The following is a 26,131-nucleotide window of genomic DNA, read 5'->3' as shown; positions in this document are numbered from 1 at the left end:
CCGGTCAAATTCCCTTCAGTCGGGCTATCTCGTCGCGCAGTTCACGCTCCAGCGTCTTGGCCGCGGTAATCTCGGCCAGGGTGATCACCACCCCGTCGATAACGTCGCTGGCGGTGCGGTACGGCATGATGCGCACCTGAAACCAGTGGCCATCGGTGGTGGCCACCTCTTTTTCGGCGACAATCAGGGTCTGCAGCACTTCCCGGGCAGTGGCGGACAGATCGGCATGGGCGAAGTCGCTGGCGAGGTCGGAGAGGGGGCGGCCAACGTCCCCCGGGATCAGCTTGAACAGCTTGTTGGCGCCGGTGGTGTAGCGCCGCACCTCCAGCTCCTTGTTGAGAAAGATGGTGGCAATCTCGGTGCTGTTGAGGAGGTTGCGCATGTCGTCGTTGATGCCCGCCAGCTCGTCCATCTTTGCCTGCTGCTCGGCGTTGACCGTCTGCAGCTCCTCGTTGAGGGACTGCATCTCCTCCCGCGAGGTGGTCAGCTCCTCGTTGGTCGACTGCAGCTCCTCGTTGGTCGACTGCAGCTCCTCGTTGGTCGACTTGAGCTCCTCCTCGGAAGACTGCATCTCTTCACGGGTCGACTGCAGTTCCTCGCGCAGCTGCCGGACCTCCTGCTCCAGTTCGAGGACGCGGGGATGGCCAGCCGGCTTCTTCCGGGTGCGGCCAGCCGCTTTGGCGCTCGCCGGCGGGGCTACTTCGCTGAAAACGATCATCACCATACCGCGCAGCGCCACCGGTCGCTCGATGGTCTGGACCGTGATGTCCACGGTCGGGGCGTGGTCGCCCGCCTCGACCGTGAGCCCCTTGAGGGCCACCGGCTCCTTCTGCCGCAGGGCCTGCTGGAAGGCGGTGTTGAGGTCAAAGCGCAGCCCTTCCCGGGCCATGGCGAAGATATTCCAGTTCGCCTTGCCGGCCGCCGGCTCCAGATACTTGCCGGTGCGGCCGCTGATGTAGAGGATATCGCCCTGGCTGTTGACCAGGACCGCCGGCGGCGAAAACTGCTGCAGCAGCAACTGGTCGGCAAGGGATTGGAGGTTGGCGGCGGGTTCGGGCATCCTTTGCTCCTTGGTCAGGCCCGGCAGGGCGGGAACGAACGCGGGGGGGAAGGCGATCCTCGCGCTGGCCAGGAGGGATTCCTGGCGGCGGAAGAGCCGGGCCTTGGCATCGAGGGGCGCGAAGAGTTCGGTAAAGGCACCGATGCTCTCCGAGCTCCCCAGAAAGAGAATGCCATCCGGTTTCAGGATGTAGTGAAAGAGGGGCAGCAGTCTTTTCTGCAATTCCGGGGTCAGGTAGATCAGCAGGTTTCGGCAGATCACCAGATCGAGGCGGGTAAAGGGGGAATCCATGATGACGTTCTGGGTGGCAAAGGTCACCATCTCCCGGATCTCCTTGCCGACCCCGTAACTATCCCCGTCCCGGACAAAGAACCGCTGCAGGCGCTCTTCGGAAACGTCGGCGGCGATATTGGCCGGGTAGCAACCGATACGGGCCCGGTCGATGGCGTCCCGGTCGAGGTCGGTGGCGAAGATCTGCAACTTGAAACGCTTGCCGGAGGGAAGGGGATCGAGGGCTTCCCGGAAGGTCATGGCGAGGGAGTAGGCTTCTTCGCCGGTGGAGCAGCCGACCGACCAGGCCCGCAACGTTGCGCCGGCGGGGCACTTCGCCAACAGCCCGGGGATGGCGACCGTCCGCAACTTCTCCCAGGCGGCCGGGTCGCGAAAAAAACCGGTCACGCCGATGAGCAGTTCCTTGAAGAGCAGTTCCACCTCCTGGGGATTCTCCTGCAGAAACCGGACGTAGCCGGCAATGCGGTCGATCTGGTGAATCCCCATCCGCCGCGCGATCCGGCGGAAGATGGTGTTCTTTTTGTAGAGGGAAAAGTCCTGGCCGGTCCGGGACCGCAGCAGGATGACGACCTTTTCCAGGGCGCTCTGCTCTTTTTCTTCCAGCGGCGGCTCGGAGCGGGTCATGCCCCGGGCGTGGCTGAGATTGGCCAGAATCCGGCCGGGCAATTCCTTCACCGGTGCGACCAGGTCGGCGAGCCCGGCGGCGATGGCGCTGCGCGGCATGGAATCGAAGCGGGCCGTGGCCGGCTCCTGCACCAGGGTCAGCCCCGACTTCTCCTTGATCGCCCGCAGCCCCAGGGTGCCGTCCGAGCCCATGCCGGAGAGGATGACCCCGATGCTGCGCTCGACCTGGTCTTCGGCCAGGGAACGGAAGAAGAAATCGATGGGGAGGCGCAGGCCGCGGGGCTCCGCCGGGGCGAAGAGATGCAGGGTCCCGTGCAGGATCGACATGTCCTTGTTGGGCGGGATGACGTAAACGCTGTCGGGTTTGACCTTCATCCGGTCGCGGACCTGGACCACCGGCATCGCCGTCGCCCGCTGCAGCAGTTCCGGCATGATCCCCTTGTGGGTCGGGTCGAGGTGCTGAACGATGACGAAGGCGAGGCCGGACTGTACCGGCACCTGGCGCAAAAACTGCTCCAGCGCTTCCAGGCCGCCGGCGGAAGCGCCGATGCCGACGATCGGGGGCGCCGCGTGTGGCGTGGGCCCGATTGCGGTAGAATGGGTCTTGCCCCCTTTGGGCTTGGGCGGTCGCGGTGATTTTTCCATAACCTAGGTATAACAGTATTTTCGGCAAATGTCCCGGATCGTACGCCGGGAGCTGGTCAGCGCCACCTTAACCGGGCCGGGGAGGCCGGTCGCCGCGCGCTGCGGAAGATAACCCTCAGGACCCACGCAAAGAAGGAGCCGTTCATGGCGAAACCAAGCAAAATAATCCTGATGACCGGCGGCGGACTGGTTGGCCTCCTGCTCCTTGGCGCCGCGGCGCTGCTCCTGTTTGTCGATGTCAACACCTACAAGCCCCGCCTGGAACGGGCCGCTTCGGCGGCCCTGGGGATGGAGGTCGCCATCGGCGGCCGCCTGGGGCTGCGCTTTTCCCCGGGGCTGGTTGTCACCTTGCGGGAGTTGCATCTTCGGCAGGGTGGGGCGGAGATCGTCACCGCCGAGGAGGCCAGCCTGGGCATCGCCCTGCTCCCCCTGCTGCAGCGGGAGGTCCGGGTCCGGTCGATCACGGTGCGTCACCCCAGGATCACCCTGGAGCGGAACCGGACCGGCCAGTTCAATTTCACGAGCGCGGCGGCGGTCCAGCGCAAACGGCCTGCTCTGGAGTTGGCGCGACTCGCCCTTAAGGGGGCTACCCTGGTTTACGCCGATGGACTATCCGGGACGGAGCTCGAAGCCCGCGACTGCGACCTCGAGCTGCATCATTTGCGGCTTGCCGCCGGGGGCGGGGGCGGTCCCTTGCAGTCCGTAAGCTTCACCGCGAAACTTGCCTGCAAGTCCTTCGGGGACGCCGACCTCTCCGCCACCGCCCTGGGGCTCGCGGCGGCGGCGAAAACGGGGGTCATCGAACTGCAGCCGGTCGCCATGACCCTGTTCGGCGCCCGGGGGACCGGTCGCCTCCACGCCGATTTTACCGGCGAGAGTCCCCACTACAGCCTCGATTACCAACTGCCGCAGTTTCCGATCGGCGAGTTCTTCCAGACCCTGGGGACCGCACCGGTCGCCAGCGGAACCATGGATTTCACCGCGCAATTGTCCCTGCACGGGAAGAGTCGCCAGGAATTGCGCCGGAGTCTGGCCGGAGAGATCTCCCTGCGCGGCAGGAATATCATTCTCAAGAACCGCGATCTCGATGCGGAACTCGATCGCTTCGAGTCGAGCCAGAGCTTCAACCTGGTCGATGTCGGCGCCTTTTTTATCGCCGGTCCCCTCGGCGTGCTGGTCACCAAAGGCTACAACTTTGCCAGCCTCCTTACCGGGGCGGGGGGGAGCAGCGAGATCCGGACCCTGGTCTCTGACTGGCAAGTCGAGCAGGGGGTGGCGCAGGCGCGGGACGCCGCCCTGGCGACCGGGGAGCACCGCCTCGCCCTGCAGGGCGGACTCGATTTCGCCAGCGAGCGCTTCGTCGACCTGACCGTGGCGATGATCGATGCTAAGGGGTGCGCCCTGGTGGAGCAGAGAATCACCGGCAGTTTTCAGCAGCCGGTGGTGGAAAAGCCGAACTTCTTCGCCACGCTGACCGGGCCGGCGATGCAGCTGATCAGGCAGGGGCTCTCTCTCTTTCCGGGGGGGGAGTGCGAGGTTTTCTATTCCGGTTCGGTGGCGCCGCCGCCATGACGGGGTCACAAGACTGCTGCATCCCGACGGCAATTTATGCTATGGTGTCCCCCGCCCGTGGAGCCTGCGGGCCGTCAGCTGAAGATCCGTTCCAACTCGCCAGCGTTCATGCCAAGGAGCCAGCCATGTTCTTTCCCGAATACCGTGCCCGCCGCCTGCGCCGCAACGCCAACCTGCGCCGCATGGTCCGTGAAACCTTCCTGCGTGTCGACGACCTGATCTACCCGATGTTCTCCGCCTTCGGCGAGAACATCAAAAAGGAGATCCCGTCGATGCCCGGCATCTACCAGCAGTCGATCGAGCACATCGTCGCCGAGGCGAAGGAGGTGCACGCCCTCGGCATCCCGGCGGTGATCCTCTTCGGCATCCCCGAGGCGAAGGACCCCCTCGGCCAGGACGCCTACAGCGAGAGCGGCATCATCCAGGAGACGATCCGCGCCATCAAGGGAGCGGTGCCGGAGCTGACGGTGATCACCGACGTCTGCATGTGCGAGTATACCGACCACGGCCACTGCGGCGTGATCAAGGCGGGGGACGTCGACAACGACGCCACCCTGCAGCTCCTCGCCGCCGAGGCCCTCTCCCATGCCCGCGCCGGCGCCGACATCGTCGCCCCTTCCGACATGATGGACGGCCGGGTGGCGGCGATCCGCGAGATCCTCGACGCCAACGGCTTCGAGCAGATCCCGGTGATGAGTTACGCCGTCAAGTACGCCAGCGCCTACTACGGGCCGTTCCGCGACGCCGCCGACTCGACCCCCCAGTTCGGCGACCGCCGCTCCTACCAGATGGACCCGGCCAACCGCCGCGAGGCCTTCCGCGAGGCGGCCCTCGACGTCCAGGAGTGCGCCGACTTTCTGATGGTCAAGCCGGCCCTCGCCTACCTCGACATCCTGCGCGACATCAAGGAGCGTTTCGACCTGCCGCTGGTCGCCTACAACGTCTCCGGCGAGTACAGCATGATCAAGGCGGCGGCCGAAAAGGGGTGGATCGATCACGACCGGGTGATGCTGGAGACCCTGCTCGGCATGAAGCGCGCCGGCGCCGACCTGATCATCACCTATCACGCCAAGGAGGCGGCGAAGCTGCTCGCCTGAGGCGAAGCGGTCCGGCTCGGTTATACTGGTAGGCATGAGCGAGCCCGATCCCGCCGCCAACGAACTCAGCCGCAGCGAGACGATCACCGCCCTGGCCCATTACTACCGGGCCGAGGCGGCGCGCAGTCTTGCCTGGCGCGAACGCCTCGACCGCACCACCAACTGGGCGGTCGGCGGGACCGCGGCCTTTCTCGGCTTCGGTTTTTCGCACCCGGAGTTCAACCACACCTTCTTCCTCTTCGGGCTGGCGATCATTTACATCCTGCTTTTCGTTGAGGCGCGCCGCTTCCGCTTCTACGACGCCTACGAATACCGGGTACGGCTGCTTCACCAGCATTTCATCTACGGCATCCTCAACGGCCGGCTTGAGGTGCAGCCCGGCTCCTTCTGGCTCGCCGAGCTTGCCTCGGACCTGCGCTACCCGCAGTACAAGATGGCGATTACCACCGCTCTCGGGCGGCGGCTCTACGCCAACTATGTTTACCTCTTCGCCGTGCTGCTGACCGGCTGGCTGGTCAAGATCTTCATCCACCCGCTGCCGGCCCGCTCCTGGCAGCAGTTTCTCGACCAGGCCGCCGTCGGCCCCGTGAGCGGCTGGGTGATCTTCGCCCTGCTCCTGGCTTTTGCCGGCCACCTGGTCTGGCTGATCCTGCTGGCGCGCCGGCGGCACGGCGGCGGCGAGCTCTTCTGCCGCCTCGACGACCGGCCGCCACTCCCCCCGGATTCCCTGGACGAATCCTGAACTTTTCCGTGATCGGACCCGTACTGATGGATGAATTCTTTCTCGACACCCTCGCCAGCGGCCTGCGGGTGGTGATGGTCGAAATGCCCCACCTGCACAGCGCCGAGGTCGTCTGCTACGTCGGCGTCGGCAGCCGCTACGAGGAGCCGCGCTACTCGGGCATCTCCCATTTTCTGGAGCACATGGTCTTTCGCGGCACCGCCGAGTTTGCCGACAGCCTCGAGCTGGAGCGGGCCTTCGAGACGATCGGCGGCGCCGTCAACGCCGCCACCGACGCCGAAACCACCTGCTACCACTCCCGCGTCCACCCCGACCAGCTCGAACGCGGTCTCGAGATCTTCGCCTCGATGCTGCTGCGCCCCCGCCTCGAAGAACTTGAGGTCGAGCGGCGCATCATCCTCGAAGAGGCGAACGAGGATTACAACGAGCAGGGGGAGCAGGTCAGCCCCGACAATCTCACCGCAGCGCTCCTCTGGCCCGACCTGCCGCTCGGGATGCCGACCATCGGCACCCGCGCGTCGATCAGCGCCATCGACCGGGGCGCCCTGGTCGACTACCACCGCAGCTACTACACGCCGGCCAACACCGTCATCGCCGTCACCGGCCGGGTGCGGCGCAGCGCCGTGCTGGCCGCGGTGCAGCGTCATTTCGGCGCCTGGCAGGGAGGGCTGGCCCCGGTGGCGGCGGCCGGCCTCGCCACCCCCGACGCCGGCGGCGCGGCGAGCGTCTGGGTTCACGACTCCGATTCCCAGGTCGGCCTGCAGTTCGCCTTTCGCCTCCCCGGCCGCGCCAGCGAGCACGCCGTCGCGCTGCGGCTGCTGCGCCGGGTCCTCTCCTGGGGCGGGACCTCGCGGCTGATGCTGCACCTGCGCGAACGGCTCGGGCTCACCTACAACGTCGAGGCCAACCTCGCCCTTTACGACGACTGCGGCGTCCTCGCCGTCGACCTCTCGGTCGCCCCGGAGAATACCGTCACCGCCGCCCGCGAAGTGCTGGCGGTGATTGAGGAGCTCTGCCGGGAACCGGTGCCGGCGGAGGAGCTGGCGCGGATCGTCCAAGGCTACCTTTTTGATCTCGACTTCTCCCTCGATCACACCGAGGACCCGGCGGTTCGCTACGGGTGGGGGACCCTGGTTGGCTACCGCCGCACCCTCGCCGACGATCGCTGCGAATTGGCGGCGGCGACCAGCGCGGAGCTGCTGCGCACAGCCGGGGAGCTGCTGGTCCCCGGGGCGCTCAAGGTGGCGGTGGTCGGCCCCTGGAAGGAGAAGGATCGCAAGGCGGTGGAACGGTTGCTGCGGGAGTTCCGGCGTTAGCACCGGAAAGCGGGGAACAGGGATAAAACGAGAGCGGGGCACCCATCATGGGTGCCCCGCTCTCGTTGTGGCCGGTTGTTGCGGGAGGGCTACTCCCGGGACTGCTGCAGGAAGTGGTAGAAGTCGGAGTCGGTAGAAATCACCAGCCGCGAGTTGCTGCCGACCGCCTTGCGGTACGCTTCGAGGGTGCGCATAAAGCTGTAGAACTCAGGGTCGCGGCTGTAGGCCGCGGCGTAGATCCCGGCGGCCTCGGCATCGGCGCGGCCGCGGATCTGCACCGATTCGCGATAGGCGTCGGACTGGATGCGCTTGAGCTCCTTCTGCATCTGGCCGAGGATGTTGGCCTTCTCCCCTTCCCCTTCCGAGCGGAACTGGGAGGCGACCTTCTTGCGCTCCGAGACCATCCGCTCGTAGACCCGCTTGCGCACCTGCTCGACGTAGTTGATGCGCTTGATGCGCACGTCGATCAGCTCGATGCCGTACTCGGGGGTGCTCTTGCGCGCCTCGGCGAGGATGCTGTCGAGGATCTGTTCGCGGCCGGCGAGGTTTTCGACCGGGATCACCTCTCCCTCCAGCTCGATCACCTCTTCCCCGGTTCCGGGCGCCTGGTAGTTGCCGCCGCGCACCAGCTCCACCAGCAGGTGGCTGGAGACGGCGTCACGAACCACCGAGTCGAGGATGTCGTCGAGGCGGCTCATCGCCCCCTGCTCGGTGGCGACGGTGGTGTAGAAGAGGAGCGGGTCGGTGATCCGCCAGCGGGCGGTGGTGTCAACCCAGATATAGCGCTTGTCGCGGGTCGGAATCTGGTTGGGGTCACCGTCCCACTTGAGGATGCGGCGGTCGAAGCGGCGCACTTCCTGGATCAGCGGGGTCTTGAAGTGGAGCCCGGCGAGCTGGACGCCGCCGACCGGTTTGCCGAACTGGGTGACGATCGCCTGCGACCCCTCGGGGACGATGAAAAGGCTGTTGCGGGCGAGAACCAGGGCGAGAAAGAGGACGATAGGGATCAGGATCTTTTTCATTTTTCACCCCCGGTCTTCTCGCTGCGCAGCGGCAGCAGCGGCAGGGCACCGGCGCCGTTCTTGTCCATGACGTAGACCTCGTCGAGGGCGGGGAGGATCTTCTCCATGGTTTCGAGATAGAGGCGCTGGCGCGTCACCTTCGGCGCCTTCTTGTACTCGCCGAGCAGGGCGAGGAAGCGGTCGGCCTCCCCTTTCGCCTGGTTGAGGCGCTCGAGGGCATAGCCTTCGGCTTCGAGGATGGTGCTCTTCGCCACCCCGCTTGCCTTGGGGACCTCGCGGTTGTACTGCTCGCGGGCCTGGAAGATCATGCTCTCCTTCTCCTGTTCGGCCTCGTTGACCTCGTTGAAGGCCGCCTTGACCGCCTCCGGCGGGTTGACGTCCTGGAACTTGACGGTGACGATGCGCACCCCGATGTCGTAGCTGTTGAGGGTCTGCTGCAGATCCTTCTCGATCATCGTGGCGAGCGTCGCCCGCTCGGTGGTGAGGACTTCGCTGACGTTGGAATTGCCGACCACGGTGCGCACCGCCGCCTCGGCGATGTCGCGGATCGTTTCGCGCGGGTCCTCGATGCGATAGAGGAACTTGAAGGGATCGGCGATCTGGTACTGGACGATCCATTCGAGGTCGACGACGTTGAGGTCGCCGGTCAGGGTCAGCGACTCCTCATCGAACCCCTGGGTATTGTAGGAGCTGCGCACTCCGGCGCTGACGGTGCGAAAGCCGAACTCCTCTTTCAGTACCCGGCCGCTCTTGACCAGGGTGACGGTCTCGATGCCGAAGGGGAGCTTGAAGTGCAGACCCGGTTCGGCGAAGTCGGTGAAGTGGCCAAAGCGCAGCACCACCCCGGTCTCCTCGGTGCCGACTTCGTAAAAACTGCTGAAGATGCCCCAGGCCAGCAGCAGGGCGACAAAGGCGAGAGCAAAAAACTTGGCGGGCGGCCGCTTCCCCTTGAAGCGATCGACGATTTCGGTGACCTTGCGTTCGAGGTCGTCGGGGTTGACCCGATTCTGCCAGTCCTGCATGGATTCTCCTTGCTTGAGAGGGCTGGTGTTCCTGCCGGTAGAGTCCGGCATGAAAGTGTTCTCACCTTAACACGAGGGGGAGAGGGTGCCAAGGAAAAGCCCCGGCTGCCGGCAATGGCCCGCAACGCCGCAGGGCGGCCCCTGCGGACCGCCCTGCGAGATCAAGCCGATCTACCTGCCAACGGTTCCGGCCCCGGGCCGTTAGCGGGCCCGCCCCATCACCCGGTTCTCGTCGCCGAAGTCTCCACGACGCAGGACTGCTGCGGTAGGTGGCCGACGTATCGCTGCCCCGGATCGAGCCGGGTCCTGACGGCCGAAAAGGGTTACAGGTAGTGTGTTTAAATTGCCATCAGTCGATAAGCTACAACAGCGCCGGATCGTTCTTGATCAAAGATGAGAGAGGGGCATCTGGAGCAGGCCAGTCAACGAATGAACAACGTCCCTTAGGTTGTCCCGGAGTGCGACAGCACAACGCGGAGATTTGATCCGACAGTCTGCCTCGCCCGCTTTTGACATTCCATGAATCCGCGTTAAATTTCAGATATTCCCATTTGCGGGCGCGCCCTTGCACCAACCTGAAAGGAGGCAAACATGGCATTCTTCGATTGGAATCCGGAACTCGAGACCCGTTTCCCTGTCGTCGATGAACAGCACCGTTTCCTCGTCGGACTGGTAAACGAATTTTACGATGCCCTCCATTCCGGTCAGGCGCGGGAAATGGTCGGCGGGGTGCTCGGCCGTCTTGCGGAATATGCAGGAAGCCACTTCGCCTGCGAGGAACGACTGATGGTGGAAACATCCTACCCTGGTTTTGCGGCGCACAAAAGAGAGCATGAAGCTCTGACCTCACAGGTGGTGAAGCTTCTGGAGGAATTTCACCGTACCGATCAGGCGCTCTCCGTCAAAGTCGGGTTCTTTCTTCGTGACTGGCTGATGAATCATATCCTGAAAACCGACAAGGCGATGGGAGCCTATCTGGCCACCCACCACCAGCTCAGCGCCTGAACCGGCCACCAGGTTTCCGTTTCCCCGGGTGGAATTCAAGGGACGTTCATTAGTCGATTAGTGCCAACAGCGCCGGATCGTTCTTGATCCAGAAGAGAATGCAGGGGTCAAGTCTTTCCGTGCAACATTACCTCCTCACTTCTACTGATCATCCGGCTGACGGTCGAGTAATGGATGCCCCAGAACCTGGCGATATCCTTCAGGGGATAGCTCCACTCTACATGGGCGGTGCGGGCCGTAGATTTCGCTTTAGCGTCTTTCGGGCCGGGGGCTAAAAGTTGTTCCAGTGCAGGGCGGTGGGCAAGACGCTGTGGTAGTGGAATCTCCTCAATGGCTTGCATCTCGGTCAATTGCGGGTGGAACTGGGCAACGAATGACTCTCTTCCGAGTAGCGTTCCGCCACGCAGCTCCGTCCAGGGTGAGGGTTGTTCGACCCCGTTGGCGACAAACTCCCGGTAACGCTGCCGCGCAGCCTCCCGGTTTCTGGAGAATTGAGACAATAACCAGTCGACGCTCAGGAATGAAGAAAAAGGAGCGAGGCCGGCCGTGGCGGCGTAACTCGACCAGGGCCAAGCCTCCGGATTCGCAACCATGCGTGCAGCAACCGGGTTGAGGACGATGTAGCGGCAGAGGTTCAGCAGGTAGGCTTCCTTGTCGACCAGGATCGCCTTGTAACGTCCCTGGAAGAGATGACCACAACGGCCGTGGCGGCGATTGAACACCTGGGTGTAGTTGCCGTTGAGCTGTCGCATGCCGCGGGAGAGGTTGGCTTCAGGAGTTTGGATCAGAAGGTGGTAATGGTTGCCCATCAGGCAGTAGGCATGGCAGAGCCAGCGATATTTTTCGACAACCATCGCCAGAACATCAAGAAATTTGGCACGGTCGGAATCGTTCTCGAAAACCATACCCCGTGCATTTCCACGCGAGGTAAGGTGATAAATGGCATCTGGAAATTGAATACGAAGCGATCTGGCCATGGAGCCCCCTCCTTGGATTTTCGGCAGCATATCATAAAATGTGGCACAGAAAGACTTGACCCCTCACCTCCTCCTTTGCGCCAGCTCCTCGCCGCGACCCCGGTCGCCCGGGAAGAGCAGGACCAGCGCATCGGGGAATACCGGCGCAAGGTGCTGGAAACCTTCTTCCGCCACGGCCGGCTCGAGAAGCTGCCGGCGCAGCAGAAGAAGCGGCTGATCGTGCTGGAGGCGTTCGCGACGCGCTTCGAGGTCAGACGACGCTACCGTGAGGCGGAGGTGACGGAGCTGATCACGCCGCTGTTTGAGGACTACTGCACCATCCGCCGGCTGCTGGTCGACGCCGGGCTGATCCGCCGCGCCGGGGCGAGCTACTGGCGGGAAGAAGAGGGGAACCCGGCGCTGCCGGCTCCGCTGAAGAAGGAGAAGAGAATGCCCAGAAACGATCCGCGCCGGGAACTCAAGCGGGCGCTGAAACAGAGCGCCGCGCCGATGGGGATTTACCAGATCCGCTGCGCCAGCAATGGACGTATCTACGTCGCCGCCAGTCCCAACCTCGACGGCGAGCGTAACAGCCGCCTGTTCCAGCTGCGGATGGGGAAGGTGGTCTTCAGTCCCGAATTGCAAAAGGACCTCGACCAGTTCGGCGCCAGGGCCTTCACCTTCGAGGTGCTGGCGACGCTGGAACCGCCGGGACCGGGAAGTGATCCGAAGCGGGCGCTGGCGCTGCTGGAACTGGAATGGCTGGAGCGGCTGCAGCCCTTCGGCGCGCAGGGGTACAACAGTGAGCGCAAGTACCGCCGCGAGCGGGAGCGGTTCCGTCTGGATTAACCGGGCGGAATTTTCGCCAATCAGTCGTTGATGTTTGGCGGCAATCTTGGCAGAATGCGCAGATTGCATCGGCCACCCGGTTCAGCCACCAGACCAGAAAAGGATAGGGACTATGGCATATGGAAAGAAAGAGGGGCTGCTCTATTTCGGCATCCCGTCGGGGAGCCTCAACGAACAGGTGATGCGGCTGCTGGAAAAATCGGGCCGGCCACTGAAGGCAGGGCGCCAGTACGAGCTGACCACCTCCTATGACCCGGATGTCGTCTTTCGCGTCCTCGACCGCAAGGAGATGCCGCAGAAGGTGCGCGACGGCATCGTCGACTGCGGCATCACCGGCAAGGACTACGTCTTCGAGGCCGGCATGGAGCAGGAGGTGGAGGTGCTCGGCGATTTCATCTTCTCCAAGCACACCAACCAGCCCTCGCGCCTGGTCCTCGCCTCGCGCCCCGAGCTCGGCATCGCCAGTGCCGCCGACTGCCGCGGCAAGGTGATCGCCACCGAGCTCCCCAATCTGACCCGGCGCCGCATGAAGGACCTGTTCGGCGTCGAGGAGCTGCAGATCCTGCACAGCGAAGGGAAGACCGAAGCCAAGGTCAACATGGGGGAGTGCGACGCCTTCACCGACATCACCGAGACCGGCGCCACCTTAAAGGCCAACGGCAACATCATCGTCGCCGAGCTCTTCACCTCCAACCCCCAGCTGCTCGCCAACCGTGCCGCCCTTGCCGACCCCGCCAAGCTGGAGAAGATGGAGGATATCCGCATCTGCATCGACGCCGTCCTGCAGGCCGAGCGCGAGCCGGTCTACATGGTCTTCATGGACGTGCCGACCCGGGTTCTCGACCAGGTCGAGAAGATCCTCCCCTCGGTGATCTCCCCCACCGTCAGCCCGGTGGTGGACGAGGCCTGGCGCTCGGTGTCGGCGGTCATTCGCGAATCCCAGCTCAACATCCTCGCGCCCAAACTGCTGCGCCTCGGCGTCGATGGCATCGTGCCGATCCCGGCGCCCAAGGTCTTCACCCAGGACATGGTGCGTCCCCGCAAATTCTGAATGGCGGCGCCAAATTCCGTCCCACGGCCAGGTTGGACGAAATTTTTCATAGCCATTTATCCCAAGTGATTCAGATACGAAGGAGATTGATCATGGACAAGAAACAACTCGAAGAAGGGAGCGAGATCGCCATCGCTTTCGACAAGCGCGGCGGGCTGGTGCCGGCCGTGGTGCAGGACGCCAGGGACGGGCGGGTGCTGATGCTCGCCTATGTCAACGCCGAGGCCTTTGCGACGACGCTGAAGAAGGGAATGGCGACCTTCTGGTCGACCTCGCGCAACGAACTCTGGACCAAGGGGGAGACCTCGGGCGATTTTCTGAAGATCGTCGAGATCCGCACCGACTGCGACCAGGACGCCCTGGTCTACATCGTCGAACCCCAGGGGGGCGGCGCCTGCCACACCAGGAGTCCCGAGACCGGCAAGACCCGCGAGACCTGCTTCTACCGTAAGCTCGACCTTGCCAGCGGCGCCCTGGTGAGCGCCGACTGACCCCGCTTTCGCTGCCCCGTTAACGAACAAAGCCGCCCGCTGACCCCGGGCGGCTTTGTTCGTTTTTTGAGGGGGGAGAGCTGCCCGGTTACTTGATGCGGATCGTCTTGTAGAGAAAGTTCTTGAAGCGGTAAAAAATCTTCTGCTGTTCCGGATCACTGCTCTTGGGATCGCAGGCGCGCAGAAGCAGAGCGATCTTCGGCATCGAGGTGGCGCCGGCGGCGCGGGCGAGGTCGATGACGGCTGCGACGACGTCGCGGGAGATGGTGCTCTCGGTGAAGGGGATGTAGAGACCGCTCCAGAAGTCCTCGTCGCCACGGCGGATGGTGGCGAAGAGCTCGCCGGCGAGCTGGTCGCGCAGCGCCTCGGCGGTCCCTTCCGGGGCGGCGGGCGAGGCGACCAGCGCGTCGAGGATCTTGCGCACGTCTTCCTCGCTGATGGTGCGCCCCTTGCGGAAGAAGAGCGCCCGCACCAGGATCGAGCGCAGCTCGCGGATGTTGCCGGTGTAGTTGTGGGCGGCGAGGAGCGCCTGGGCGCCGCGGCTGATGCCGGGGACGGCGTCGTCGCTCTCCTCGGGGCGCTTGTAGACCTTCCAGAGCTTGCCGAGAAAGTGCACCACCAAATCGGGGATGTCCTCGCGCCGCTCGTTGAGGGAGGGAACCTCGACGGTCAGCTCGGAGAGGCGGTGGTAGAGATCCTCCCGGAAAGTGCCGGCGGCGATCAGCTGGCGCAGGTCGCGGTTGGTGGCGGCGACCAGCAGCACCCGGGCGTAGCGGGTGGTGTTCTCGCCGAGACGCATGAAACCGCCATTGTCGAGAAAGCGCAGCAGCTGCACCTGGGTCTTGGGGTCGGCGTCACCGATCTCGTCGAGAAAGACCACCCCGCCGTGGGCCTCTTCGAGGATCCCCTTGCGGTCGGTATGGGCGCCGGTGAAGGCGCCGCGCTTGTGGCCGAAGAGCTCCGAGTAGGTCAGCTCGCCGCTGTAGGCGGCGATGTTGCTCTTCTGCACCGCGAGCTCGCCGCGCGGGTTGATCTGCCCCTGGTACATCTCGTTGAGGCGCGAGTAGAGGTTGTTGAAGAAGAACTCCTTGCCGCTGCCGGTGGCGCCGGTGATCAGGATCGACGGCAGGCCGAGGGTCGCCTCGGAGAGGTCGCGCTGGGTCCACATGGCGATGCGGTTGAAGATCGGCGGGGTGACGCGCTGGATGAAGTCGACGATCTCCGTCGCCTTTTGCGAGTTGCCGATGATGTTGCCAAGCTTGTAGGAGTGGATCTTGGGATCCTTGTAGCCGACGTCGGTGCGCAGCCGGCTCACCTCGGTGGTGAGCTTCTCGATGCGCTGCAGATCGGAGAGGTGGCGCGAGATCATCTGCTCGATGATCTGCAGGATGCGCTTGTGCTCGTCGCTGAAGTACCAGGGGCGCTGCGAGTCGAGACAGATTACGGCGAGCACCTCGTCGTCGCAGATCACCGGCACCGCCAGCTCGCTCTTGATCGACTCGGTGATCTCCCGGTAGAAACCGCCGTTGCGCTTCTCCTCGCCGGTGTCGGCGACCAGCCAGGGGCGCTTGGTGTGGGCGACGTAGCCGGTAAGGCTGCGCTCCTCGGGGAGGAGTTCCATTCCGCCGATGCGGATCGGCGGGATGTTTTTCTTCAGCCACTCCTTGCTCTTCGCACCGGCGAGCCGGCCGTCGGGTTCTTCCACCACCAGCCAGCGCTCCCCCTCCTGCTCGCGCACCAGGGCGATGCTGCCGGTGTCGGCGCCGATCAGCTCCACTGCCTTGGCCAAAACCCGGGAGAGGAAGGGCTGGGTTCCCTCGAACTTCTCCTGCAGCAGGTCGTTGATCTCGGCGAGGACCTGGATCTCCATGTGCTCGTCGCCGATCTCCTGGATCACCCGCTGCGCCATCTCGGCGTGGGCCTCTAAAAGCCCCTTTTCAAAATCGCTGAAACGGTAGGCGGTGCGGGTATAGTAATTGACAAGGCAGATCACCCTGCGGGTGCGCGGCTCGTAGCGGGGGACGACGTAGAGGGACTTCATCCCCATCTGCTCGGTGAGGTAGCGCTTCTGCAGACGCTCGCTGGTGAGGTTGGGGATATAGAGGGGTTGCAGCAGGGTCTCGTCGCTGATCACGCCGCTGGCGTTGACATAGCGCGACAGCAGCGATTCCCCCGGCGCGAGGCTGATCAGGCGTTCGTCCTCGTAAAGCTGGCGCGCTTCCTTCTCCTTGGAGTAGCTGGCGAGGATGCGCAGCCCCTCCTCGCCGCTCCCGGTGGCGAGGGGCGCCGGTACCAGCACCGAGGCGAGGGAGAGCTTGTCGATCAGCCGCACCGCCGACTTGACCATGGTGAAGGCCGCCTCCTTCTTCTTCGCCTCGTCGACGCGGCGGGCGAGGACCATCTGCTGGTGGTACTTGCGGGCGGCATCGACGATCGCCGCGGTGCTGTCGAGGAAGTGGCGCAGGGCGCGGCGCTCTGCGCTGCCGGGGAGGTGCCCCTGGCGACCGCTATCGACGCAGACGACGCCGACCGCGCGCCCCTGGTGCAGCAGCGGCAGGTGACAGCTGGCGCGGATGGCGAAACGCTCGGCGAGTTCGCGGGCGAAGCGGCTCGGGAAGGTGAGGACATCCTCGACCTGGGCCTCCTCCTGGGTCAGGTAGACCTTTGATACCAGGTAGTCCCTGCTGTTGATCGGAAAGGAATGTTCGCGGATCGCCTCGGCGTGGAGGCCGGTGGCGGTGGTGCAGGCGAGGCTGCCGCTGGTGAGGTCCTCGAGGTAGACGCGGCAGCGGTTCTGGCGCGTAATCAGGTTGACGGCCTCGACCAGAACGTGCAGGATATCTTCCAGGTTTTCTTTGCCGTAGCTGGCGATCTTGGCCGCCAGCTGGGCGATCTTGGGGTCACTGATCGAATCCATGGCCACTCCCGAGTGTGTAGGAATTTTACTCAGGGAGTATAGGGCCGGGCGCCGGCAGTTGTCAAAGGGGCGGAGCCGGCCGGGACCGCTACGGGGAGGACGGATGGCAGCGGGTAAATGCATGATCATCGGCCTGGGGGATATCGGCCTGCAGCTGGTGCGCACCCTTTCGCGCCACATTAATCTGGTTTGCGTCGACGCCAGCCCGGAACTGCTGGAGGTCGCCGCGCAGCTGCGCAGCGAGGGGCTCGAAACCTTCCAGGGGGACGCCACCAGCCGCATGTTCCTGGAGAAGGCCGGCGCCGGCAAGGTCGACACCATCCTCATCACCACCACCTCCGAGGATGTCAATATCGAGGTCGCCCGGGTGCTGCGCCAGCACTTCAACGTTCCGCGCCTGGTCGCGCTGGGGATCACCCGCGGTGGCATCAAGACCCTGGAAAAGCTCGATGTCGAGGTCGAGGGGATCTTTACCGCCAGCGCCACCTTCCTGCGCAACCGGGTCGAGTTCAAAAGCAAGACGGTGCAGGGGATCGGTCTCGGCAAGAACGAGATCCTCGAGGTCGAGGTTCACGGCCACTCGCGCCTTGCCAACAAGTCGCTGGCGGCCCTCAATCCCCGCAGCTGGCGGGTCGGCATCGTCTATCGCGACGGCAACATCGTCATCCCGAGCGGTGACACGGTGCTGCGTGCCAAGGACCGGGTGGTGCTGCTCGGCGATCCCAAGGTGCTGAAGACCGTCACCGACCTGATGACCTTCCGCTTCGAGCATTTTCCCCTCGAATTCGGCGACACCCTGGTCGCCTATGTCCCGGCCGAGCCGCCCCCTTCCTACCTGGAGGAGCTCGCCTACCTGCTCAGCGTCTTCCCCCTCGAAAAGGCGCTCTTCGTCTGCGCCCGGCCGGGGGAGGCGCTGGAAGAGGAACTCCGCGGGCTGGTGACCCGCCAGCATGTCGGCGAACTGCGCTGCGAGCCGGCCGGTACCGACGAACCTTGCGCCGCGGTGCGGGACGCGGTGCGCGAACTCGGCCGCGACGCCAGCGTCGTCATCCTCCCCCGCGACGGCGCCCTCGGCCGCGGCCTGCAACTCTTCGGCGACCACCTCAGCAAGCGCTGCCTGCGCCAGCTCTCCAGCATCGTCGGTTGCCCGGTCCTCCTTGCGGCCGGCAGCTTTCCCTATGAAAAAGTGGCGGTGCCGGCGGTCGACCCGGTCGGTTTCCAGCACGCCCTGGAGACAACCCTGGAGATGTCGGCCGGGATTCGTTACCGCATCGATGCGCTCTTTGCCGTTCCTTCCGAATACATCGCCTCGGAGGAGGAGCACGGGACCGAAGCGGAGATGCGCAAGGCGGCGACCGAACTCGCCCTGGTCTACCGTGCCACGGTGGGAGCCGTCGACCTGGAAGGGAACCCGGTACGGGTCATCAGCGCGGCCCTCGGCGACTACAACCTGATGGTCGCTGATGTCGGCAGCTGGCACCCCGAAGGGCGCCTCTTTCCCCTGCTGCGTCCCGATGTTGCCTGGAGCCTGGTGCGGCGCGCCGGCATCTCCACCCTGCTGATGCCGCCGGACGAAAAGATCGCCTGAGGAGCGCCATGGGACACGAACAGCTCTCCATCTTTCTGGTGGTCCTCGGCGCCGCCGTCATCCCCTTCTTCGCGCGCCGCTTCCGCCTCCCTTCGGCGGCCCTCGAAATCGTCTACGGCGCCTTCCTCTTCAACACCCTGATCAACGGCCGACCGGAGTGGTTTCAGCTGCTGCGCGAACTCGGCTTCATCTACCTGATGTTCATCGCCGGCATGGAGCTCGACCTGCACAGCGTCCGCAAGAGCGGCAAGAGCCCCTGGTACGTGCTGATCTCGGTCGTCTCCTTCTCGGTCACTCCGCTAATTTTCGTCGCCTGCGGCCAGCCCTTTTTCCTCGGCGTGGCGGTGGCGATGATCTCCGCCGGCATCACCATCCCGGTCCTCAAGGAGCTCGGCCTCTCGCGTACCCCCCTCGGGCGCGACATCATCGGCGTTGCCTTGACCGGCGAGCTCCTCTCGATCCTGGTGCTGACCCTGATCGACGCCTACCACAAGCACGGTCTGGCCTGGGAGGCGGTCCTCGAACTCGGCAAGCTGGCGCTTCTCTTCGGCCTGGCGCTGCTGGTGCTGCGGCTGCTCTACCTGCTCGCCTGGTGGCATCCCGACCGGGTGGCGAAGGTGATGGAGAGCCAGGACCCGGTCGAGGAAGGGGTGCGGGCAGTGGTCGTGGTCGCCTTCGGCGGCGGCATTCTCGCCGCGGCCGCCGGCGCCGAGCCGATCCTCGGCTCGTTTCTCGCCGGCATGATCTTCAGCCAGGTCTTCCGCAGCATGGGGCGCTTCGAGGAGAAGCTCAATGCCCTCGGCTTCGGCTTTCTGATCCCCTTCTTCTTCATCGGCGTCGGCTCCCAGCTCGACCTGCAGACCGTCACCTCGCTGCCGATCGTCCTCACCGCCCTCGTCCTCACCGGCATGGTCCTGGTCAGCAACCTCTCGCCGCTGCTGCTGGTGCGTCCCCTGCGCCTCTCCTTTCGCGAGGCGGGTGCAATGGCGATCCTCCTCTCGGCCCCCCTGTCGATGATCGTCGTCGCCGGCACCCTCGGCAAGCGCATGGGGCTGATCTCCGACCCGCTCAGCGCCGCCCTCGTCCTCACCGCCCTCTTCGCCAGCGTCGTCTACCCGACGCTCTTCCGCTTCCTCGCCCCACGGCTGCCGGCGCCGAAACCCGCCAACGGCAAGTTGATCTGAGCAAGATCCTGCGATCCCGGTCGCCCCCTCGCCGATATCGGCGCCATCGAAATCGACTAGCGGGCCGAAAAAACACTTGCCCGTGCGGAACTCCCCGTGCTAGAAGAATGAACGTTCATTCCGCAACGAGGAGAACCGCATGACCAGAACCGACAAGCGGGAAGAGATCCTCCACGCCGCCCTCGAACTGATCGCCGAAAACGGCTTTCACGGCGCGCCGATGGCGATGATTGCCGAGCGGGCCGGGGTCGGGGCGGGGACCATCTACCGCTATTTCGAGAACAAGGATGTCCTCATCAACGTCCTCTATCAGGAGCTCGAATCCCGGATTCGTCCGGTCTTGATGGTGGGCTATGCGACCGACAAGCCGATCCGCGAGCGGTTCATTCACCTCGGCTCGGCCTGGCTCAAGTACTTTATCGACCACCCCCTCGATTTCGTTACCTGGAACAGTTTCACAACTCCCCCTACGGGGTCGAATTCCGGCGGGACAAACTGCTGGGAAAGAAGGGGAATTGCGGGGTCTATCAGCAGCTTTTTGCCGAGGCCATCGCGCAGCAGGTGATGAAGGACCTGCCGCTGGCTTCCCTGTTCGCCCTGGCTTTCGGTCCACTGCTGGCCGTCGCCCGGGACCATATTTTGGGGTTCATCGCCCTGGACGAAGACCTCATCGCCCGGATCACTGCGGCCTGCTGGGACGGAGTCCGAAGATAGTCCCGAAAGGTCACCTTGGTTGAGAACCGTTCCGGCTCGCGCCGGGACGAAGCCCTATTTCCACTTCATGCCAGAGGTTGTTATGCGAAACGTGTGCACACTCAGAAAAATCCTGTTTGCCGGGCTGCTCGTGGCCGGCTTGACGATTGCCGGCTGCGACCAGCCGTCGGTAGCCGCTCCTCCTTCCCAGGCGCCGCCGCCTGAGGTAGGAGTCGCGGTGATGAAGACGCAGCCGGTGACCCTTACCAGGGAACTTGCCGGCCGGGTTTCGGCGCGGTTGATTGCCGAGGTGCGCCCCCAGGTGGGAGGGATTATCCAGAAGCGCCTCTTCACCGAGGGGGGCGAGGTGAAGGCCGGCGATGTGCTCTACCAGATCGATCCGGCCACCTACCAGGCTGCCTATGCCAGCGCCCAGGCGGCTCTCGCCCGGGCGGAGGCGAACGTCGAACCGGCGCGCCTCAAGGCTGAGCGCTATGCCGGGCTGGTCAAGATCGACGCGGTGAGCAAGCAGGAATCGGACGACGTTACAGCCGCCATCAAGCAGGCCGAAGCCGACGTCCAAGTGGCTCAGGCAGCGGTAGATACAGCGCGCATCAACCTCGGTTACACAACCGTCAAGGCTCCGATCAGCGGCCGCATCGGCCGCTCTCTGGTTACCACCGGCGCCTTGGTGACGGCCAGTCAGGCCACCCCGCTGGCGACAATCCAGGCGCTCGATCCGGCCTACGTGGATGTCACCCAGTCGAGCGCCGAGCTGCTGCAGCTAAAGCGGGAACTGGCCAGCGGCGCCCTCAAGGGGGCGGCCGGCCAGGCCAAGGTACGGCTCGTCTTCGAGGATGGGACGGATTACGACCAGACGGGGGTCCTCAAGTTTTCCGACGTTACCGTCGACCCGAGTACCGGCTCGGTCACCCTGCGTACCCTCTTCCCCAATCCGAAACAGCTCCTGTTGCCCGGGATGTACGTGCGCGCTCTTCTCGAAGAGGGGGTCAACGAAAATGCCATCCTGGTGCCGCAGCGGGGCGTGACCCGCAATCCGGAAGGGAACGCGGTGGTGATGCTGGTCGGTGCCGACGATAAGGTCGAGCAACGGGTGATTCAGGTTGCACGCACGGTCGGTGACTACTGGCTCGTCGCGGGTGGACTAAAGCCCGGCGACCGCGTCATCCTGGAGGGGCTGCAACGGGCCCGGCCGGGGACGGTGGTCAAGCCTGTTCCTTTCGGTACCCCTGCCGCTGCAGCGCAGCCGGCCGCAGCGAAGTAGAGGAGCCCCGTCATGCCGAAATTTTTTATCAATCGCCCGATCTTTGCCTGGGTGATTGCCATTGGCGTCATGCTGGCCGGCCTGCTGGCGGTCAAGACCCTGCCGGTCTCCCAGTATCCGCCGATCGCGCCGCCGCAGATCGCCATTCGCGCCGTCTATCCAGGCGCTTCGGCACAGACCGTCCAGGACACCGTCACCCAGGTGATCGAACAGAAGCTCAACGGTATCGACAACCTGCTCTACATGTCCTCGACCAGCGACTCCTCGGGAACGGTCGCCATCACCCTGACCTTCAAGGCCGGCACCGACCCCAATATCGCCCAGGTCCAGACCCAGAACAAGCTGCAACTGGCGGTGCCGTTGTTGCCGCAGATCGTCCAGCGGCAGGGAATTCAGGTGGTCAAATCGACCCGCAACTTCCTGCTGATCGTCGGCCTGGTCTCGGAAAACGGCTCGATGGATCGCAACGCCATCACCGACTTCATGGTCTCCAACGTCCAGGACATCATCAGTCGCCTGGATGGCGTCGGCGAACTTCAGGTTTTCGGCACCCAGAACGCTATGCGGGTCTGGCTCGATCCGGCCAGGCTCTACAACTATCACCTGACCACCAGCGACGTGGTGGCGGCGTTGCAGGCCCAGAACGCCCAGGTCTCGGCCGGTCAGTTCGGCGGCCTGCCGGCCGAGCAGGGACAGCAGCTCAACGCCACCGTCACCGCCCGCACCCTGCTGCACACGCCGGAAGAGTTCGACGCCATCATCCTGCGCACTAACCCTGACGGCTCGACGGTGCGGCTGAAGGATGTGGCAACCACCAAGATCGGTACCGAAGACTACCAGATCCAGGCCTTCTACAACGGCAAGCCGCTGGGCGGGATGGCGGTCCGTCTCGCTTCGGGCGCCAACGCCCTGGAGACCGGGACCCGGATCAAGGCCAAGATGGCCGAACTGGAGAAGTACTTTCCGGCCGGGCTGAAGGTGGTCTATCCCTACGACTCCACACCCTTCGTCAAAATCTCCATCGAAGAGGTGGTTCGGACGCTGATCGAGGCGATCTGCCTGGTCTTCGTCATCATGTTCCTCTTTTTGCAGAATATCCGCGCCACCCTGATTCCGACTATCGCCGTGCCGGTGGTGCTGCTCGGGACGATGGGGGCGCTTTCGGTCGCCGGTTTCTCCATCAACACCCTGACCATGTTCGCCCTGGTCATCGTCATCGGCCTGCTGGTCGACGACGCCATCGTTGTGGTAGAGAACGTCGAGCGGATCATGTCCGAGGAGGGGCTCTCGCCCCATGACGCGACGATCAAGTCGATGGGGCAGATCACCGGAGCCCTGTGGGGGATCGCTACCGTGCTGACGGCGGTTTTCCTCCCCATGGCCTTTTTCGGCGGTTCGACCGGCGTCATCTACCGCCAGTTCTCCATCACCATCATCTCCGCCATGATCCTCTCGGTGTTGGTAGCGATGATCCTCACCCCGGCGCTGTGCGCAACCATCCTGAAGCCGATCCCCAAGGGACATCAGGCCGGTGAAAGCGGCTGGTTCCCCTGGTTCTTCCGCTATTTCAACCGGGCCTTCGAATTCTGCCGCCACAATTACGAGCGGATCGTCGGCCACTCGTTCCGCAAGCCGCTGCGCTATTTGCTGATCTACGGCTGCATCGTTGCCGTCATGGTCCACTTCTTTCTCAAGCTGCCGACCTCTTTCCTCCCGAGCGAGGACCAGGGCTTTCTCATCTGTCAGGCCCAATTGCCGGCCGGAGCGACCCAGGATCGAACGATCAAAGTTCTCCAACAGATGGAGAAACACTTTCTCGAGGACGAGAAGCAGGCCGTCGAGGGGGTCATCACCGTGGCCGGCTTCAGCTTCGCCGGCCGTGGCCAGAACATGGGACTGGCCTTCGTCAAGCTCAAGGACTGGAAGGTGCGGCAGGAACCTGCGCTGCAGGCCGACGCCATCGCCGGCCGGGCCATGCAGGCCTTCTCCCACATTCGCGACGGCCTCGCGTTCGCTTTTTCGCCGCCGGCGGTGTTGGAGCTCGGGGTCGCCAACGGGTTCGACCTGGAACTCCAGGATCGCGGTGGGCTCGGCCATGACCAGCTGATGGCAGCGCGCAACCAGCTCCTCGGTATGGCGATGCAGGATCCCAACCTGGTTGCGGTACGTCCCAACGGCCAGAACGACACCCCGGAGTTCAAGCTCGACATCGACGACGCCCGGGCTGGCGCTCAGGGGGTGGCGATCGGGGACATTAACAGCGTTCTCTCCACGGCCTGGGGGAGCAGCTACGTCAACGACTTCATCCAGAACGGCCGGGTCAAGAAGGTCTTTGTCCAGGCTGATCCCCAGTTCCGGATGCTGCCGGAGGACATTAACCGCTGGTACGTCCGCAACGACCAGGGGGCGATGGTTCCTTTCTCGGCGTTTTCCACCGCCCACTGGCAGTTCGGTTCGCCGCGCCTGGAACGCTACAATGGCATTCCCTCGGTGGAGATCATGGGACAGGCGGCGCCCGGCATCAGCACCGGGGAGGCGATGAACCGGATGGAACAGCTGGTCTCCAAGCTGCCGGCGGGGATTGGCTACGAGTGGACCGGCCTCTCCTACGAGGAGAAGAAGGCGGGCGCCCAGGCCCCGGCCCTCTACGCCATCTCGCTCTTGGTGGTCTTTCTTGCCGTGGCGGCTCTCTACGAGAGCGTGACCATCCCTTTCGTCAACCTGTTGATGCTCCCTCTGGGGTTGGTCGGTGCGGTGACGGCGGTAACCCTGCGAGGTCTGCCTGACGACATCTACCTGCAGATTGGCCTGCTCACCACGGTGGGTCTCTCGACCAAGAACGCCATCCTGATCATCCAGTTCATCAAGGACCAGCTGAATCAGGGGCACGAGCTGGTCGAAGCCACCCTGACGGCGGTAAAGATCCGGCTGCGGCCGGTCATCATGACCTCGCTCGCCTTCTTCTTTGGCACTCTCCCGCTGGCGCTGACCAACGGGGCGGGTGCGGCGGCCCAGAACGCCATCGGTACGGCGGTCACCGGCGGCCTGTTGTCGGCGACCTTTATCGACCTGATTTTCATCCCATTCTTTTTCGTCCTGATTTCGCGGCTCTTTGCCAGGAAGAAGAAGACTGTCGCCGCGCCGATGGAGGGGCACTGATATGCAACGGAAAACGCTCTTTCTGTTCTTTCTGCTCGCGCTGCTGGCCGGCTGCGCGACCTTGGCCCCCAATTACTCCCGTCCCGCCGCGCCGGTCCCCACTGACTGGCCGGGCCAGGGGGGGGAAACGCCAGCGACCGCCGGCGCGGCCGTTGCGGAGATCCCCTGGCAGGACTTCTTCCTCGATCCGCAGCTGCGCGCGGTCATTGCCACGGCACTGGAGAAGAACCGCGACCTGCGCCTCGCCCTGCTCAACATGGAGCGGGCCCAGGCCGAGTACCGGATCCGCCGTGCCGACCTGCTGCCGGCCCTGGACGGCAGCGCCGCCGGCAGCGTCCAGCGCATCCCCGCCGACCTCTCCGCCAGCGGTGACGGTGAGATCGTCCGCCAGTACAGCGTCGGTCTCGGCGTCAGCGCCTTTGAGCTCGACCTCTTCGGCCGGGTGCGCAGCCTCAAGGAGCAGGCGCTGGAGGAATATCTCGCCACCAGCGAGGCCCGGCGCAGCGTCGAGATCAGCCTGGTCGCCAGCGTTGCCCGCGCCTACCTGAACCTCGCCGCCGATCGCGAGGGGCTGCAGCTCGCCCGGGAGACCCTGGAAAACCAGCAGGCCTCCTACCATTTGATCGAGCGCCGCTTCCAGGCCGGGGTCGCCTCTGCCCTCGATCTCAACCAGGCCAGATCGAGCCTCGAGGCGGCGCGGGTCGACATCGCCCGCTACACCTCCCTGGTCGCCCAGGACGAGAATGGTCTCGATCTGCTGGTCGGCGCCCGGGTGGCAGCACCCCTGCTGCCGGCGACGCTCAGCACCGACCCGGCCCCTTTCCGTACCCTCGCCCCCGGTCTCCCCTCCACGGTGCTGCTGGCGCGGCCCGATATCCGCGCCGCCGAGCATCGGCTGCAGGGGGCCAACGCCAACATCGGCGCGGCGCGGGCCGCTTTCTTCCCGCGTATCGAGCTGGTCTCCTCCATCGGTACCGGCAGCGACCAGCTCTCCGGGCTGTTCGGCGCCGGCTCCCTCGCCTGGAACTTCGCGCCGCGCCTGACCCTGCCACTCTTCAACGCCGGCGCCAACCGCGCCAACCTCGCGGTAGCGAAGGTCGACCAGCAGCTTGCCGTAGCCCGCTACGAGCAGGCGATCCAGGTCGCTTTCCGCGAGGTGGCGGACGCCCTCGCCGTTCGGGCCACCATCGGCGAGCAGGCGGCGGCGCAGCAGGCTCTTACCGCGGCCACCGCAGAGAGCTACCGCCTCTCCCAGGCCCGTTATGCCAGGGGGATCGACAGCTACCTCAATGTTCTCGATGCCCATCGCTCCCTCTACAGCGCCCGGCAGAACCTGATCGGGGTGCGCCTCGCCCTGCTCGCCAACCAGGTCACCCTCTACCAGGTCCTCGGTGGGGGGAGCTCTGCAGCGCCACTGTAAAGGGCGGCCGCTGCGGCGCCGATCGAACTGTTGCAACAGCAAAGGCCGGGATATTTCCCGGCCTTTGCTGTTGGTGGCGCTGCCGGCAGGGGACGCCATGGTATGATTGAAAAAAGGGAAGGTTGCTTCGCCAGACGGAGCT

At 64.6% G+C, this 26,131-nt stretch carries 18 protein-coding genes and 1 pseudogene; 14 read left to right on the top strand and 5 right to left on the bottom strand.

Going from position 1 to position 26,131, the window contains the following annotated elements; translation table 11 throughout:
- Positions 1-4: 4 nt before the first annotated feature.
- Complete coding sequence (locus ACYQ8E_RS11005; RefSeq protein WP_066729129.1) at positions 5-2,620, bottom strand: chemotaxis protein CheB; 2,616 nt, start codon at positions 2,618-2,620, stop codon at positions 5-7.
- A 144-nt stretch (positions 2,621-2,764) separates the two neighbouring features.
- Between ACYQ8E_RS11005 and ACYQ8E_RS11000 the strand changes: the two genes are divergently transcribed.
- The 4 genes from ACYQ8E_RS11000 to ACYQ8E_RS10985 all read left to right on the top strand — a co-directional run bounded on the left by ACYQ8E_RS11000 (position 2,765) and on the right by ACYQ8E_RS10985 (position 7,347).
- Positions 2,765-4,192 carry an AsmA family protein gene (locus ACYQ8E_RS11000; RefSeq protein WP_066729128.1) on the top strand — a complete coding sequence of 476 codons (1,428 nt, stop codon included), beginning with the start codon at positions 2,765-2,767 and terminating at the stop codon, positions 4,190-4,192.
- A gap of 125 nt (positions 4,193-4,317) precedes the next feature.
- Positions 4,318-5,289: a porphobilinogen synthase gene (gene hemB, locus ACYQ8E_RS10995; protein ID WP_066729127.1), complete on the top strand. Its 972-nt coding sequence runs from the start codon at positions 4,318-4,320 to the stop codon at positions 5,287-5,289.
- Positions 5,290-5,323: 34 nt separating this feature from the next.
- Positions 5,324-6,031: a DUF2270 domain-containing protein gene (locus tag ACYQ8E_RS10990; RefSeq protein ID WP_066729126.1), complete on the top strand. Its 708-nt coding sequence runs from the start codon at positions 5,324-5,326 to the stop codon at positions 6,029-6,031.
- A gap of 26 nt (positions 6,032-6,057) precedes the next feature.
- A complete protein-coding gene (locus tag ACYQ8E_RS10985; protein ID WP_066729124.1) occupies positions 6,058-7,347 on the top strand; it encodes a M16 family metallopeptidase in 1,290 nt (429 codons plus the stop codon).
- Positions 7,348-7,436: 89 nt separating this feature from the next.
- Here the strand turns inward: ACYQ8E_RS10985 and hflC are convergent, their stop codons facing one another.
- Together hflC and hflK are read right to left on the bottom strand one after the other, a co-directional pair.
- Entirely contained in the window at positions 7,437-8,369 is a 933-nt protein-coding gene (hflC, locus tag ACYQ8E_RS10980; RefSeq protein ID WP_066729122.1) for a protease modulator HflC, read from the bottom strand.
- On the bottom strand, positions 8,366-9,391 hold the full coding sequence (gene hflK / locus ACYQ8E_RS10975; RefSeq protein WP_066729120.1) for an FtsH protease activity modulator HflK: 1,026 nt from the start codon (positions 9,389-9,391) through the stop codon (positions 8,366-8,368). The genes hflC and hflK overlap by 4 nt, the downstream gene beginning before the upstream one ends.
- Positions 9,392-9,982: 591 nt before the next feature.
- Here hflK and ACYQ8E_RS10970 point away from each other — a divergent pair.
- The gene (locus ACYQ8E_RS10970; protein ID WP_066729118.1) at positions 9,983-10,396 is read left to right on the top strand and encodes a bacteriohemerythrin; all 414 of its coding nucleotides are present in this window, start codon (positions 9,983-9,985) and stop codon (positions 10,394-10,396) included.
- 107 nt (positions 10,397-10,503) lie between these two features.
- Here the strand turns inward: ACYQ8E_RS10970 and ACYQ8E_RS10965 are convergent, their stop codons facing one another.
- Positions 10,504-11,373 (bottom strand): transposase, encoded by an 870-nt coding sequence (locus ACYQ8E_RS10965; protein WP_066729117.1) that lies wholly within the window; start codon positions 11,371-11,373, stop codon positions 10,504-10,506.
- Between the two features lie 75 nt (positions 11,374-11,448).
- Here ACYQ8E_RS10965 and ACYQ8E_RS10960 point away from each other — a divergent pair, with 75 nt between their 5' ends.
- The 3 genes from ACYQ8E_RS10960 to hisI all read left to right on the top strand — a co-directional run bounded on the left by ACYQ8E_RS10960 (position 11,449) and on the right by hisI (position 13,743).
- On the top strand, positions 11,449-12,201 hold the full coding sequence (locus ACYQ8E_RS10960) for a DUF2087 domain-containing protein (protein WP_066729116.1): 753 nt from the start codon (positions 11,449-11,451) through the stop codon (positions 12,199-12,201).
- Between the two features lie 112 nt (positions 12,202-12,313).
- Positions 12,314-13,252, top strand: coding sequence for an ATP phosphoribosyltransferase (hisG, locus tag ACYQ8E_RS10955; protein ID WP_066729115.1), 939 nt, complete (start codon positions 12,314-12,316; stop codon positions 13,250-13,252).
- Between the two features lie 92 nt (positions 13,253-13,344).
- Positions 13,345-13,743: a phosphoribosyl-AMP cyclohydrolase gene (hisI, locus tag ACYQ8E_RS10950; RefSeq protein ID WP_066729114.1), complete on the top strand. Its 399-nt coding sequence runs from the start codon at positions 13,345-13,347 to the stop codon at positions 13,741-13,743.
- 88 nt (positions 13,744-13,831) lie between these two features.
- Here the strand turns inward: hisI and ACYQ8E_RS10945 are convergent, their stop codons facing one another.
- Positions 13,832-16,660, bottom strand: coding sequence for a GPMC system transcriptional regulator (locus ACYQ8E_RS10945; RefSeq protein WP_066729113.1), 2,829 nt, complete (start codon positions 16,658-16,660; stop codon positions 13,832-13,834).
- 103 nt (positions 16,661-16,763) lie between these two features.
- Here ACYQ8E_RS10945 and ACYQ8E_RS10940 point away from each other — a divergent pair, with 103 nt between their 5' ends.
- The 6 genes and pseudogenes from ACYQ8E_RS10940 to ACYQ8E_RS10915 all read left to right on the top strand — a co-directional run bounded on the left by ACYQ8E_RS10940 (position 16,764) and on the right by ACYQ8E_RS10915 (position 25,989).
- Positions 16,764-18,248, top strand: a complete 1,485-nt coding sequence (locus tag ACYQ8E_RS10940; protein WP_197463673.1) for a potassium channel family protein — start codon at positions 16,764-16,766, stop codon at positions 18,246-18,248.
- 8 nt (positions 18,249-18,256) lie between these two features.
- Complete coding sequence (locus ACYQ8E_RS10935) at positions 18,257-19,432, top strand: cation:proton antiporter (protein WP_066729110.1); 1,176 nt, start codon at positions 18,257-18,259, stop codon at positions 19,430-19,432.
- Positions 19,433-19,571: 139 nt separating this feature from the next.
- Positions 19,572-20,146 (top strand): annotated as a pseudogene (locus tag ACYQ8E_RS10930) (TetR/AcrR family transcriptional regulator).
- An 82-nt stretch (positions 20,147-20,228) separates the two neighbouring features.
- Positions 20,229-21,410 (top strand): efflux RND transporter periplasmic adaptor subunit, encoded by a 1,182-nt coding sequence (locus ACYQ8E_RS10925; protein ID WP_066729108.1) that lies wholly within the window; start codon positions 20,229-20,231, stop codon positions 21,408-21,410.
- 12 nt (positions 21,411-21,422) lie between these two features.
- Positions 21,423-24,569 carry an efflux RND transporter permease subunit gene (locus ACYQ8E_RS10920; RefSeq protein WP_066729105.1) on the top strand — a complete coding sequence of 1,049 codons (3,147 nt, stop codon included), beginning with the start codon at positions 21,423-21,425 and terminating at the stop codon, positions 24,567-24,569.
- A gap of 1 nt (position 24,570) precedes the next feature.
- Entirely contained in the window at positions 24,571-25,989 is a 1,419-nt protein-coding gene (locus ACYQ8E_RS10915; protein WP_066729103.1) for an efflux transporter outer membrane subunit, read from the top strand.
- Positions 25,990-26,131 lie beyond the last annotated feature (142 nt).

The organism is Desulfuromonas carbonis (assembly GCF_054658035.1).
Note: the sequence above shows the minus strand (reverse complement) of the source record. Positions and strands in the feature narration are given on the sequence as shown.

Excerpts from the sequence above, each read along its gene's own strand:
- ACYQ8E_RS11005 (WP_066729129.1), bottom strand. The coding sequence starts at position 2,620 with ATGGAAAAATCACCGCGACCGCCCAAGCCCAAAGGGGGCAAGACCCAT.
- ACYQ8E_RS11000 (WP_066729128.1), top strand. The coding sequence starts at position 2,765 with ATGGCGAAACCAAGCAAAATAATCCTGATGACCGGCGGCGGACTGGTT.
- hemB (WP_066729127.1), top strand. The coding sequence starts at position 4,318 with ATGTTCTTTCCCGAATACCGTGCCCGCCGCCTGCGCCGCAACGCCAAC.
- ACYQ8E_RS10990 (WP_066729126.1), top strand. The coding sequence starts at position 5,324 with ATGAGCGAGCCCGATCCCGCCGCCAACGAACTCAGCCGCAGCGAGACG.
- ACYQ8E_RS10985 (WP_066729124.1), top strand. The coding sequence starts at position 6,058 with ATGGATGAATTCTTTCTCGACACCCTCGCCAGCGGCCTGCGGGTGGTG.
- hflC (WP_066729122.1), bottom strand. The coding sequence starts at position 8,369 with ATGAAAAAGATCCTGATCCCTATCGTCCTCTTTCTCGCCCTGGTTCTC.
- hflK (WP_066729120.1), bottom strand. The coding sequence starts at position 9,391 with ATGCAGGACTGGCAGAATCGGGTCAACCCCGACGACCTCGAACGCAAG.
- ACYQ8E_RS10970 (WP_066729118.1), top strand. The coding sequence starts at position 9,983 with ATGGCATTCTTCGATTGGAATCCGGAACTCGAGACCCGTTTCCCTGTC.
- ACYQ8E_RS10965 (WP_066729117.1), bottom strand. The coding sequence starts at position 11,373 with ATGGCCAGATCGCTTCGTATTCAATTTCCAGATGCCATTTATCACCTT.
- hisG (WP_066729115.1), top strand. The coding sequence starts at position 12,314 with ATGGCATATGGAAAGAAAGAGGGGCTGCTCTATTTCGGCATCCCGTCG.
- hisI (WP_066729114.1), top strand. The coding sequence starts at position 13,345 with ATGGACAAGAAACAACTCGAAGAAGGGAGCGAGATCGCCATCGCTTTC.
- ACYQ8E_RS10945 (WP_066729113.1), bottom strand. The coding sequence starts at position 16,660 with ATGGATTCGATCAGTGACCCCAAGATCGCCCAGCTGGCGGCCAAGATC.
- ACYQ8E_RS10940 (WP_197463673.1), top strand. The coding sequence starts at position 16,764 with ATGGCAGCGGGTAAATGCATGATCATCGGCCTGGGGGATATCGGCCTG.
- ACYQ8E_RS10935 (WP_066729110.1), top strand. The coding sequence starts at position 18,257 with ATGGGACACGAACAGCTCTCCATCTTTCTGGTGGTCCTCGGCGCCGCC.
- ACYQ8E_RS10925 (WP_066729108.1), top strand. The coding sequence starts at position 20,229 with ATGCGAAACGTGTGCACACTCAGAAAAATCCTGTTTGCCGGGCTGCTC.
- ACYQ8E_RS10920 (WP_066729105.1), top strand. The coding sequence starts at position 21,423 with ATGCCGAAATTTTTTATCAATCGCCCGATCTTTGCCTGGGTGATTGCC.
- ACYQ8E_RS10915 (WP_066729103.1), top strand. The coding sequence starts at position 24,571 with ATGCAACGGAAAACGCTCTTTCTGTTCTTTCTGCTCGCGCTGCTGGCC.